The 11968-nt window shown below is 70.0% G+C and carries 12 protein-coding genes; 4 read left to right on the forward strand and 8 right to left on the reverse strand.

Translation table 11 applies throughout. The features are described from left to right. The first annotated feature begins 4 nt into the window (after positions 1-4). From APZ15_RS34250 to APZ15_RS34265, 4 genes are all read left to right on the forward strand, one after another. Complete coding sequence (locus APZ15_RS34250; protein WP_226128462.1) at positions 5-1090, forward strand: helix-turn-helix transcriptional regulator; 1086 nt, start codon at positions 5-7, stop codon at positions 1088-1090. Positions 1091-1552: 462 nt separating this feature from the next. Next, on the forward strand, positions 1553-2539 hold the full coding sequence (locus APZ15_RS34255; RefSeq protein ID WP_027792029.1) for a TRAP transporter substrate-binding protein: 987 nt from the start codon (positions 1553-1555) through the stop codon (positions 2537-2539). Next, positions 2536-3105: a TRAP transporter small permease gene (locus APZ15_RS34260; RefSeq protein WP_027792028.1), complete on the forward strand. Its 570-nt coding sequence runs from the start codon at positions 2536-2538 to the stop codon at positions 3103-3105. Before APZ15_RS34255 ends, APZ15_RS34260 begins: the two co-directional genes overlap by 4 nt. Positions 3106-3109: 4 nt before the next feature. Continuing rightward, positions 3110-4462 (forward strand): TRAP transporter large permease, encoded by a 1353-nt coding sequence (locus APZ15_RS34265; RefSeq protein ID WP_027792027.1) that lies wholly within the window; start codon positions 3110-3112, stop codon positions 4460-4462. A gap of 100 nt (positions 4463-4562) precedes the next feature. On the opposite strand, the gene APZ15_RS34270 is transcribed toward APZ15_RS34265, so the two are convergent. Genes APZ15_RS34270 through APZ15_RS34305 form a run of 8 tightly spaced genes read right to left on the reverse strand, consistent with a single transcriptional unit; the run spans position 4563 to position 11967 of the window. Next, a complete protein-coding gene (locus APZ15_RS34270; RefSeq protein ID WP_027792026.1) occupies positions 4563-4805 on the reverse strand; it encodes a hypothetical protein in 243 nt (80 codons plus the stop codon). Positions 4806-4837: 32 nt separating this feature from the next. Continuing rightward, complete coding sequence (locus APZ15_RS34275; protein ID WP_027792025.1) at positions 4838-6256, reverse strand: FAD-binding oxidoreductase; 1419 nt, start codon at positions 6254-6256, stop codon at positions 4838-4840. A 2-nt stretch (positions 6257-6258) separates the two neighbouring features. Beyond that, complete coding sequence (locus tag APZ15_RS34280; RefSeq protein ID WP_021160282.1) at positions 6259-6801, reverse strand: hypothetical protein; 543 nt, start codon at positions 6799-6801, stop codon at positions 6259-6261. Between the two features lie 44 nt (positions 6802-6845). Next, positions 6846-7925 carry an ABC transporter permease gene (locus APZ15_RS34285; protein WP_027792024.1) on the reverse strand — a complete coding sequence of 360 codons (1080 nt, stop codon included), beginning with the start codon at positions 7923-7925 and terminating at the stop codon, positions 6846-6848. Beyond that, positions 7918-8931 carry an ATP-binding cassette domain-containing protein gene (locus APZ15_RS34290; RefSeq protein ID WP_027792023.1) on the reverse strand — a complete coding sequence of 338 codons (1014 nt, stop codon included), beginning with the start codon at positions 8929-8931 and terminating at the stop codon, positions 7918-7920. Before APZ15_RS34290 ends, APZ15_RS34285 begins: the two co-directional genes overlap by 8 nt. A gap of 13 nt (positions 8932-8944) precedes the next feature. After that, entirely contained in the window at positions 8945-10018 is a 1074-nt protein-coding gene (locus tag APZ15_RS34295) for a TauD/TfdA family dioxygenase (RefSeq protein WP_027792022.1), read from the reverse strand. 3 nt (positions 10019-10021) lie between these two features. Beyond that, the gene (locus tag APZ15_RS34300) at positions 10022-10684 is read right to left on the reverse strand and encodes a class I SAM-dependent methyltransferase (protein ID WP_021160286.1); all 663 of its coding nucleotides are present in this window, start codon (positions 10682-10684) and stop codon (positions 10022-10024) included. Between the two features lie 38 nt (positions 10685-10722). Beyond that, positions 10723-11967 carry a citrate/2-methylcitrate synthase gene (locus tag APZ15_RS34305; RefSeq protein WP_034196195.1) on the reverse strand — a complete coding sequence of 415 codons (1245 nt, stop codon included), beginning with the start codon at positions 11965-11967 and terminating at the stop codon, positions 10723-10725. Position 11968 lies beyond the last annotated feature (1 nt).

Raw genomic sequence — 11968 nt, forward strand, 5'->3', positions numbered from 1 at the left:
GCAAATGAACGGGTTGATTCCATCGGCATGGATCGATGACGTCTATGCCGCGGCACTGGGCGATCAACGCTGGGAAACGGTGCTGGACGGGCTGAGATCGTGGGTCGGCGTGCGCATGGTCACGCTGCTGTCGTTCGACGACGCGGCGCGGGTGCCGGCGATCGAGAAGGCGGCGGGTGACGACGCGTCATGGGTCGCCGCGTGTTATCACACGTACAACACCGAGTTCTATCGGTACGATCCGGTCGTGCCGGTCGCCGGCAACTGGCCGGCGGGCCGCTGGTTCGAGGACGTCAAGCACCTGTCCGCGCACCAGCGTGCGCACAGCGAGTTCTATCAGGAGTTCCTTCACCCTTTTGGGATCGGCAGCATCTCGGGCCTGTACATCCATCGCAGCGAGGGTTCGGGCGCATTCCTCAGCGTCCAGGGCGGCCTCGAATCGCAGGGGCTGTCCGACGATCAGCGCCGCGCGATCGAAAACATGGGAATGCACATCAGCCGCGCGCTGCAGATCCAGGCGCGGATCGGCGAGCTCGAGGCGCGCGTGGCCGCGGCCGAATCGGCGCTCGATGCGATTCCGGTGCCGGTCTTCCTGCTCGGCGCGCAGCGCGAATTGCGCTATACGAATCGCGCGGCCGATCAGCTGATCGCGGCGGAGCCGGCGTTGCGGGTGGTGAACGGGCGTTTCGCGCCGGAAGGCTGCGTCGACGATGTGCATTGGCGGCACGCGTACGCGCGCGGCGGGCTGTTGTTGCGGCGCGCGACGGGCGAACCGCTGCCGCTGGCGTTGATGCCGGTGCCCGAGCAGTCGCGCCTGATGCGCGAGCGGCCGGGCGTCGCGACGCTGATGACGGCCGCCGACCTGCGTTCGCCGTCGGCCCGCGCGCAGCGGCTGCGCGTGTTCTACGGGCTGTCGTCGGCCGAGGCCGATCTCGCCGTGCTGCTGTGCTGCGACGGGCTGTCGCCGCAGGAATGCGCGGGGCTGCGCGGCGTGTCGATCGGCACGATCCGCACGCAGATCAAGTCGATCTACGCAAAGACGGCCGTGGCGCGCGCGGCGCAACTGACGTCGCTGGTCATGCAGACATGACGGCAACGGCAGGCGAGCGCGCCTGTCGTTGCACGCTTTCCCCCTCGTTCTTTCCTTCCTGAATCGCGCCGCCGCCGGCGGCGCGTGCGCATGACATTGCGCCGACGTACACGCGTTGAGATCAGTCATCCTATGACAATAGAAAGCGAAGCGAGCGATCGATTTCCCCTGTCAGCCCAGGCAATCAGCCGGCCGCTTCCCGCAAATGCGAACCCGCTTCCGGAAAACGTTTCGCATAGAGCCACCTAAACAGAGAATGCGGTTCCCCAAAATTCGCTGGAAACCCTTCCTGGCTGAGATTCTACGGGTATGCACCAAGTGAGTTAAACGATTAACCGACGTACATTCGCGTCAACACGTCATACGACGTATGACTCTGCGGTCGGCGAGCACGGCGCCGAAGCATGCGCATGCCGGCCGATCGCCGCGCGACAACGAGTACAACCATCAAGGAGACTGACGATGAAGCACCGATTCACCCGCTCCCGTACCGCCCTGGCCGTTGCGCTGCTGGCCGGCTTCGGGATGTCCGCCCAGGCGCGCGTGTTCCGCTCGGCGGACGTGCATGGCGACAACTTCCCGACCAACATGGCCGTGAAGTTCATGGGCGACGAACTGTCGAAGCAGACGGGCGGCAAGGATTCGATCAAGGTGTTCGGCAACAGCGCGCTCGGCTCGGAGAAGGACACGGTCGACCAGGTGCGGATCGGCGCGATCGACATGGCGCGCGTGAACGGTGCGTCGTTCAACGAGATCGTGCCGGAATCGCTGATCCCGTCGTTCCCGTTCCTGTTCCGCGACGTCGATCATTTCCGCAAGGCGATGTACGGCCCGGCCGGCCAGAAGATCCTGGACGCGTTCACCGCGAAGGGGATGATCGCGCTGACGTTCTACGAGAGCGGCGCGCGCTCGATCTACGCGAAGCGCCCGGTGCGCTCGCCGGCCGACATGAAGGGGCTGAAGGTGCGCGTGCAACCGTCTGACCTGATGGTCGACGAGATCAAGGCGATGGGCGGCACGCCGACGCCGATGCCGTTCGCCGAGGTGTACACGGGGCTGAAGACGGGCCTCGTCGACGCGGCCGAAAACAACATGCCGTCGTACGAGGAAACCAAGCACTACGAAGTGGCGCCCGACTACTCGGAGACGCAGCACGCGATGACGCCGGAAGTGCTGGTGTTCTCGAAGAAGGTCTGGGACACGCTGTCGCAGCAGGAGCAGGCGGCGATCAGGAAGGCCGCGGCCGATTCGGTGCCGTACTACCAGAAGCTGTGGACCGCGCGCGAGGCGTCCGCGCAGCAGGCGGTGACGAAGGGCGGCGCGAAGGTCCTGCCGGCCGCGCAGATCGATCGCGCGGCGTTCGTGAAGGCGATGCAGCCGCTGTGGACGAAGTACGAGAAGACGCCGCAGATGAAGCAGATCGTCGACGAGATCGAGGCCACCAAGTGACGCGTCGCACTTCCCTGAACGGCGCCGCGGCCGCCGGCGGGGCGGCCGCCCCGGACGGCGCGGGGCCGGCGCGGCCGCATGCCGCGCCGCTCCTGCGCTGCGTGAACGACGTGCTGTTCCGCGTGCTGGCGGTGATCGCGTCGGCGTGCCTCGCGGTGCTGACGGTGCTGGTGTTCTACGCGGTCGTGATGCGCTACGTGTTCGAGAACGCGCCGGATTTCGTGGAGCCGATCGCGCTGCTGCTCGTGATCGTGATCGCGATGTTCGGCGCGGCGATGAAGGTGCGCGACGGTGGTCACATCGGCCTCGATTCGCTCGTGCGCCGGCTGCCGCCCAGGTCGCGCACGGTGGTGATCGCGATCCAGCACGTGAGCCTGATCGCATTCGCGATCATGATCATGGCCGGCTGCGGCAGCATGGCCGCCGAGACGATGGGCGACCGCATTCCGATCATCGGGCTGCCCGAAGGCGTGCGCTACCTGATCGCGATGCCGGCGGCGATCGCCATCACCCTCTTCTCGCTCGAGCACCTGCTCGCGCTTCGTCGTTCTTCGCCGGGGCAATAACGCCATGGAACTCGCGATCCTGTCCGTCAGTTTTCTGATTTTCCTCGTGCTCGGCGTGCCCGTGTCGTTCGCGCTCGGCATCGCCTGCGTGCTGACCTATATGGTCGAAGGCCTGCCGATCGCGACCGCGATGCAGGCGATGATCTCGGGGATGAATGCGTTTTCGTTCCTCGCCGTGCCGTTCTTCATCTTCTCCGGCGAACTGATGCTGCATGGCGGCATCGCGGACCGGATCCTGCGCTTCGCGCAGGCGACCGTCGGCCATTTCCGCGGCGGCCTCGGGATGGCGAACGTCGTCGCCTGCACGCTGTTCGGCGGCGTGTCGGGCTCGCCGACCGCCGATACGTCGGCGATGGGCGGCGTGGTGATTCCGCTGATGAAGCGCGAAGGCTACAGCGCCGCGTACGCGGTCAACGTGACGACGCATGCGTCGCTCGCCGGCGCGCTGATGCCGACGTCGACCAACATGATCATCTACGCGTTCGCCGCGCAGGGCATCACCGGGATGCTGCACGGCCAGCCGGTGAGCGGCGTGTCGATCGGCGACCTGCTGTTTTCCGGGCTGCTGCCGGTGTTGTGGGTGATGGGCTTCGTGCTCGCCGCCGCGTACTGGCAGGCGGTGCGCCACGGCTACCCGCGCCGTGAAGACGGTTCGTCCGCGCTGCCCGCGTTTCCCGGCTGGTATGCGGTGCTGCGCAGCTTCGTCGGCGCGGTGCCCGGGCTGATGGTGATCGCGATCATCCTCGTGTGCGTCGCGAAGGGGATCGCGACCGCGACCGAAGCCGCCGCGATCGCCGTCGTGTACTCGCTCGTACTGACCGCGGTCGTGTACCGCACGCTGACGGCCGAGAAGCTGCGCCGCGCGCTGTCGCATGCGGCGCGCACGACGGGGGTCGTGCTGCTGCTGATCGCGGTGTCCAACATGCTGCGCTTCCAGATGTCGTACCTGGAGATTCCGGATGCGATCGAGGGGCTGCTGAAGCAGTCGACCGCCGCGCCGTGGCTGATGCTGCTGTACATCAACATCATCCAGGTGTTCCTCGGCACGTTCGTCGACATGGCCGCGCACATCCTGATCACGACGCCGCTGTTCCTGCCGATCGCGATGGCATGCGGTGTCGGGCCGGTGCAGTTCGGGATCATGCTGCTGCTGAACTGCTCGCTCGGCCTCGTGCATCCGCCGATCGGCTCGGTGCAGTTCGTCGGCTGCGCGATCGGCAACGTGTCGATCGGGGAGACGACGAAGATGGCGTGGCCGTATTACCTCGCGATCTTCAGTGCGATCAACATCGTCACTTACATGCCGTTCTTCTCGACCTGGCTGCCCAGCTTGATCAGCGGACACGCGGTGTTCTGACCGGATGCGTTGCCTGACGCGGCGCCGGACGACCGAGGTTGTCCGGCGCCGTGTTCGTTTGCGCGGTGCCCTTTCAATTCACCGGAGCGCACATGCCCGCTCAATCCTGCCGCGCCTCCGGTTCTCCGTTTCCATCGGCCGACCGTTCGTCGCGCCGATCCGCAAGCTCGCGCCACAGCGCCGGGCGCGCGTGATCGCGCGGCGGCAGCGGGATCACGTGGGCCACCCCCCGCACGTTGATCACGGCTCCCGAGTCGGGCAGCGTGGCCGGAATGCCGGAGAGCGGCGGGTCGGTATCCGGTTCGGAAGCCGTACCCGGGCCGGGCGGGTGTCGAAGCATCATGCGATTTCTCCCTGGCGCCGCGAAACGGCGCATCAATAGCGCACACGCCCGATCAACCCCAACGGGTCGACGGCGTGCTGGACGGCGGCGGCGAGTTCCCGTTGCGCGGCCGGCACGTGCTTGCGGTAATACGCGACGTTGACCGGCCCGACGCCGTGCTCCGCGCTGAAGCAGCCGCCGGCCCGCACGACGCGCTCGTACAGCGCGCCGCGCAGCGCCACCTGCTGCAGCGGCCCGTAGCGCTCCGCGTCGGCGTGGGGGACCGACACGACGAGATGGCAGCCGCCGTCGCCGAAATGACCGAACGCGTGACAGCGCAGCGACGGATGCGCCGCCGCGATCCATTGCTCGGCATCGGCGACGAATGCGGCCAGCGCGCCGCGCGGAAACGACACGTCGAACGACAGCGGAATGCCGTGCTGCGCAACCGCGACCGGCAGTGCATCGCGGATCCGCCAGAACCGTTCGGCCGGCGCGCAGGCCGCGTCGAGTACCACGCGTTCGCCCGCCAGCGTGTCGAGCGTCGCGATCGTGCGTTCCTCGAGCAGCCCGTCGAGCCCCGGCATGCCGGTCGCGATCTCGACGAGCGCGTAGCATGCGGCGGCGTCGGCTTCAAACGGAATGCGCAGCGCCGGAAACGCGGCGGCGACGCAACCGACGGCCGCGGCCGACATGAATTCGAACGCCGACAGCATCTCGCCGAACGCACGCTCGAACGCGAGCAGGCCGGCGAGCGCCGCGTCGTACGACGCAAACGCGACGAACGCGGCACACGACGACCGTTCGAGCGGCGCGAGCGCGAACGACACGGCCGTCACGAGCCCGTGGGCGCCGTTCGCGCCGATGAAGCATTGCGTGACGTCGAAACCCGCGTTGCGCTTGCGCAGCGGCGCGAGCGCGTCGATCACGGTGCCCGCCGCGTCGGCGAGCACGACTTCGACGCCGAGCACGTTGCGGCGCACGTCGCCGTACTTGATCAGGCGGCTGCCGCCCGCGTTGGCGCCGACGAGGCCGCCGGCCGCCGGATCGCTGCCGAGGTCGATCGGCAGGCAGAGGCCGGCGTCGGCCGCCACGCGGTTGATGTCGGACAGCCGCACGCCGGCCTCGACCGTGATGCTGCGATTCGCCGCGTCGAATGCGCGAACGGCGCGCATCCGGTCGAACGACACCACGCATTGCGTGCCGCTACGATCGGGCACGGCGGCGCCGACGAGCCCGGTGCGCGCCCCCTGTGCGACGAGCGCGATGCGGTGCGCGACGGCGACCCGCGCGAGCGCGCTCGTGTCGGCGGTCGACGCCGGCCGCGCGACACCGAGCGCGACGCCGCTGTGCAGCGTCACGTCCGTCGCGTACGGCTCGCACGATTCGGCCGACGCACCGTCGAGCCAGCCGTCGCCGAGCGTCGCGGCGAGCGCGTGCCGTTGCGCGGCGCGGTCGGGCAGCGCGCTCATCGTCAGCCGGCCCGCACGAGCTGCTTGCGCAGGCGGCCGCGCACGACGACCAGCGCGATCAGCGGCACGACGCCGCCCCACAGCGGGCTGTGGCGCATCGCGATCGACACCGCGAGCGCGACGACGGTGACGGCGAGCAGCACGATCGACAGCGAACGGGCGCGCGCATGGTCGACGAAGGTGCCGTCGACGAACCCGCCGTCCGACCACGCGGTATGCACGATGCCGACGACCAGCACGCAGACGAGCATTGCGGCCGGCCCGAGTTCTTCTCCCCACAAACGGCTACCTGTCGGCGACACGAGCGCCAGCACCGCGCCGATCACGAGGAACAGGTCGACGCCGATCGCGATGCTGTTGCGGTCCGCGCGGCGGATCAGCCATGCGCCGTGCACGAGCGCGAGCACGCCGCCGATCAGGAACGCGTGCGTCCAGCGCACGTCCGGCTGTCCGGGCCCGAGCCGGCCGTAGAACAGGAACACGATCGCCGGCAGGAAGTTGCTCGCGTGCAGCAGGTAGTCGGTGATGGGATTGCTCGATTTCATCGGGGGATTCTCCTTCGTCGAAACAATGGGCGACGCGTCATGCGTCATGCGTCGTGCCAGCGGAACAGCCGCGCGGCGGCGAACAGGAACAGCGCCGTGCTCGCGGTCATGCCGAGCAGTTGCGGCGCGAGCTGCGCGTACGGGGCGCCGTCGACCAGCGCGCCGCGCAGCGCGACGGCGAACTGGTTGGTCGGCAGGAATGCGAGTACCGCCTTGAGCCAGGCCGGTGCGTCGTGCATCGGGATCGTCAGGTCGCTGAAGAACAGCAGCGGGTAGTAGGTGACGTTGCACGCGAGTTCGGCGGCCGCGAGCGACCGCGTGCGGCTCGCGAGCAGCACGCCGATGCTGAGCACCATCGCCGCGCCGAGCAGCACGATCGGCAAGGCGCGCAGCCCGTCCGGCGTCGCGATCGGCAGCGCGATGCCGAACGCGACGCGTGCGACCGTCAGCAGCACGAGCGCCGACAGCGCCATCATCACCATCCGCGCGACGATCAGCGCGGCGAGGAACACGCCGCGCGAGACCGGGAAGCACACGTACAGCTTGAAGGTATTGCGTTCGCGCAGCGACGCGATCGCGGTGGTCGTCGAGTTCAGGCCGATCGCCATGAACGCCATCACGAGAATGCCGGTCGCGAAGAACGCGCCATAGTCGAACGGGCGGCGCGCCGGTGCCGCGTTCTCGAAGCGCGCCTGCGCGGCCGGCAGCCCGAGCCGCTGCGCGGCGCAGCGGGCGAGCGCGATCTCGACGACGCGCGACGCGGCCTTGACCGCGAGCGAGCCGTTGAAGTCGTAGCGGATCGTCGCCGGCGTGCGCTCGTCGGCGCCGAGCACGACGGTCACGCGATCGGCCGCCGCGCCGCGCCCGCCGAAGGTCGCCTTCACCGTGTCGCTGTGCGTGAGGCTGGCGACGATCTGCGCTTCGCATGCGCGGCTGTACGGCGTCGCGCCGCCGGGCACGTCGAACGCGATGTCGGCGGTGCCGAGCGACCCCGATCCGCCGAACGCGAACAGCATCACGCTCAGCAGGAACACCGGGAACACGAGCGTCCAGAACAGCGACGAGCGGCTGCGCAGATAACCGAGCAGCTCGTTGCGCACGAGAATCAGGAACACCTTAGTCATGGACGGGGCCCTCGGTACAGAGGCGCAGCAGGTCGCCCGGCGTGCTCGGCGCGAGCGCGAGATGCTGGATGCCCTGTTCGCCGACGATGCGGTGCACGTTCGGATGCAGCGTCGCATCGCCGAACACCTCGACGACGTGCGCGGCCGACACGCGCACGCCGGTCACGCCCGGCAGCGCCGCGAGCCGCTTGCGCAGCGCGCGTGCGTCGGCTTCGTCGCGGCAATGCAGGACCGCGCGCGCTTCGCCCACGAGCTCGGCGCGCAGCGCGTCCTTGTCGCCCTGGTAGCGCACGCCGCCGTCGCGCACCCAGACGAGATCGTCGACGACGGCAAGCTCCTCCTCGGCGTGGCAGATCATCGCGATGCTCGTGCCGCGCGCGCGGTGGCGCAGCAGGTCGATCACGACGCCGGCATAACGACGGTCGAGGCCGGTGAACGGTTCGTCGAGCACGGCCAGTTCGGGGCGGTGCGCGAGCGCCACGTAGAGATCCACGCGCTGGCGCTGCCCCTTCGACAGCGCGCGGCACGGCTTGTCGAGCAATTCGGCGATGCCGAGCGCCTCCGTGACCGCGGCGTCCGCGTGCACGTACATCGCGCAGTGCAGCGCGACGATCTCCGACACGCGGAGATGGTCGGGATACTCGACCTTCTGCAGCTGCGCGCCGAGCCGCCGCAGCGACGGCGTGTCGCGCATGAAGCGCGCGGCCGGCACGTCGAGCACGCGCACGTCGGTGCCGCCGCGCCGGAAGCCGAGCAGCGTTTCGAGCAGCGTGGTCTTGCCGGAACCGTTCGGCCCGACGATCGCCGTGACCGCGCCGAGCCGGAATCGCACGTGGCGCGCGGAGAAACGGAAATCGCCGGCCGCGACGTCGATCGCGCGCGCGCCGAGCGCCGCACCCGGCGCGTGCGCATCGGGCGGCGGCTGCGAGGCCGTGCGCAGCGGCCGGTCGAACGCGGTGTGCGGGCCGAACAGCGCGCGCACGGAGGCGAGGAACGAATCGCTCATCGTCGGCTTCCTGTCAGTCGAACAGCATGACCTGCGTGTCGCGCGCGCCCCGGTACGGGTTGCGGCCGTGCGCGACCAGCATGTTGTCGACGACGAGCACGTCGCCGGCCTGCCACGGGAATGCGAGTTCCTCTTCGTCGAACGCGTCGTAGATCGCGACGAGATCGTCGAACGGCATCGGCGAGCCGTCGCCGTAGCGGATCTCGTACGGGAACGCGGCGCGCGCGCCGTACATGCGCTGCAGGTAGCGGTAGCTGAGCTCGCCCATCGAGCGCGGGTTCGGGTGCTGCGCGCTCGCCTGGTTGAACCAGACGGTTTCGCCGGTGCGCGGATGCGCGCGCAGCGCGCTGCCGACGTGCGACACGGTCACGCTGCCGTCGTCGAGCCAGCGGCAGCCGACGCCGCGTTCCGCGCACAGCCGCTCGACCTCGTCGCGGTCGCGCGTGCCGAACGCGTCGTGCCACGGCCGGTGGTATTCGGCGAACGGCAGGTTCGGGTTGGCGGCGAGGCCGTCCGCGCGATCGCCGGGCGCCGCGAAGTTGCGCAGGTACATCACGCCGCGGGCGGCGAACCGTTCGCGCAGCGCGGCCGGCACGCGCGCCGTCACGCGCCGCATGTCGCAGATCGGCGTTTCGCCGCCCGCATCGGCCGGCCGCCGGCAATAGAACGCGACGAGGCGCGGGAACGCGGGCATGTAGGCCATCTCCTGATGCAGCCCGATCTTGAACGGCGGCGGCATGCGGGTCGATTCGTACACCTGGCCGTCGATCTGCTTGCGCGGCGCGGCGCCCGCCGTGTAACCGTTCGCGTGCGCCGGATACAGCGCGCCGAGGCGGCCGAACGCGGCGGTGTCGGGCACCGCGAAACCGCGCCACAGCAGCGCGCCGCACGCGTCGAGCAGCGTGTCGATCGTGTCGAGCCGCGAGCGGTACCACGCGACGAACATCTCCGGCGAGGTCGCGAGCTCGGCGCTGCGCGGCGTCACGCACAGCGGCAGCGTCGCGCCGGGCGCGACCGCCGCGCAGTGCACGTCGTCGGCGCCGAGCCGCACGGCGGCGTGCGCGGCGAGAAAGGCGAGGTCGGTCATCGCTCAGGCCAGCGCCGGTTTCTTCAGCAGGATCTCGAAGCCGAGCGCGCCGAGCCCGGCGCTCGGGCTGTAGATCGACGCGACGTCCGCGAGGCCGGCTTCGGCGACGAGCGCGTGCGCTTCGTCGAGCGTGATCTTTTCCTCGACGTGGGTCGGCGGATAGTCGGCGGCGGCGCGCATCTCGGTGAAGCGGTCGAGCAGGTGCTGCGGCGCGTCGCGGCGCATGTCGTGCACGAGCGCGATGCCGCCCGGCTCCAGCACGCGATACATCTCGGTCAGGCTGAGCGCCTTGTCGGGCAGGTGGTGCAGCGTCGCGCGGCCGACGGCCATCGTCAGTGTGCCGTCGTCGAACGGCAGCGCGAGCGCGTCGCCGACGCGCATCTCGATCGTGTCGTCGAGATCGAGTTCGCGGATGCGCGGGCGGCCTTCGTCGAGCATCGCCGGATCGAGGTCGATGCCGACGTAGCGCCAGCCGCGCATCGCCGGGTCGGTGGCGAGCCGCACCGGCACGACGCCGGTGGCCGTGCCGATGTCGGCGATCACGCCGGGCGTCATCCCGCGCGCGAGCTGGCGGATGCGGCTGATGAACAGCAGGTCCCACGGTTCGAGCGTTTCGGTGGCGAAGCGATCGTAGTCGTTCGCCGGGCGCAGGTTCTTGAGCAGCATGACGTTCCTTTTGCTGAATGGTGCCGATGGATGAGGATTCACAGCCAGCCGACCGGCACGGCGGCCAGCAGCCGTCGCGCGGTCGCGCTGTTGACGCCGAAGGCCGGGCGGCGCCGGCGCTCGACCGCATGCGCGGCCATCGCCGCGATGCGCGCGCCGAGCCCGACACCGACGCCCCACGACGGCGCGGCGACACCGAGTTCGAGCAGCGTCGCGGCCGTCAGGAAATCGATGTTAGGCCGCAACGCGCGGCGGGCGTCGGCCTGGGCGCTGCACGCGTCGAACAGCGTCACGTACGCGCCGTCGAAGCCGTGTGCGGCGAACAGGCCGCGCATGTGTGGCGGCCGCGGATCGGCGACGAACAGCGGATGGCCGAAGCCGTACAGCGTGTGTTTCGCGTCGAGCGCCGCATCGATCGCCGCGCGGCCGGCGGCGTCGAGCGCGGCGGGCGGTGCGTCGATGCCGCCCGGGGCCGAGCGTGCGAGCGCGGCGAGCCAGTGCATCGCTTCGAGTGCCGCGCCGACGTGCGACGGGCCGCTCGCGAGGAAACCGGACGCGATCGCCTGCGTGAGCGTGACGCCGGTGCCGATCGCGACGCGCGGCGCGAGCACGGTCGGCGTGATGTAGCCGAAGCCGGCGTGCCACGCGACGAGCAGCATGTCCATTGCGGTTTGCGCCTGCGCATCGCGGCGCGTCGCGCCGGTCAGCACGAGCATGCGTTGCGCTTGTGTCGCGGCGGTATCGAGCGAAGCGCCGCCGTCGGTGCCGGCGGCAAACGGGCGGCCTTCGATCGCCGCGTGCAGCAGGAACGGCGCGGCCGCCGCGCACAGCAGCATCGTGTCGAGGTCGGCGTCGTCCGGCGCGTTGCCGGGCATGCGTGCCGTCACGTCGTCGAAGCCGCGCAACAGGCCGGACGCGGCCGCGAACACCGGCGCGACACCCGCCGCGCCGAGATCCGCGGCGACGGACTGCGCGGCCGAGCCGGGCGCCAGCGCCTCGGCGAACGCCGCGAGCCGCGTGCGGATCGCCGCCTCGTGCTTGCCATGAGCCGCGTTGTCCGGCGCGACGTCGAACCACAGGTGCGCGAGCGCGCCTTCGAACGTCGTCGCGCCGATCAGCGCGTTCAGGTCGAGATCGCGCACGCGCAGCGCTTCGGGCTCGAGCGTCGCGCCGTCGATGTCGGTGCCGCGATGGCGCGTTGCCGGGCGGCCGAGCAGGTTGCGCGGCGCGCCGCCGGTCGAGGCGGCCGAAGCGTTCGTGCCGGAATCGAGTGTCGTGTCCATG

The organism is Burkholderia cepacia ATCC 25416 (assembly GCF_001411495.1).
Lineage (GTDB): Bacteria > Pseudomonadota > Gammaproteobacteria > Burkholderiales > Burkholderiaceae > Burkholderia > Burkholderia cepacia.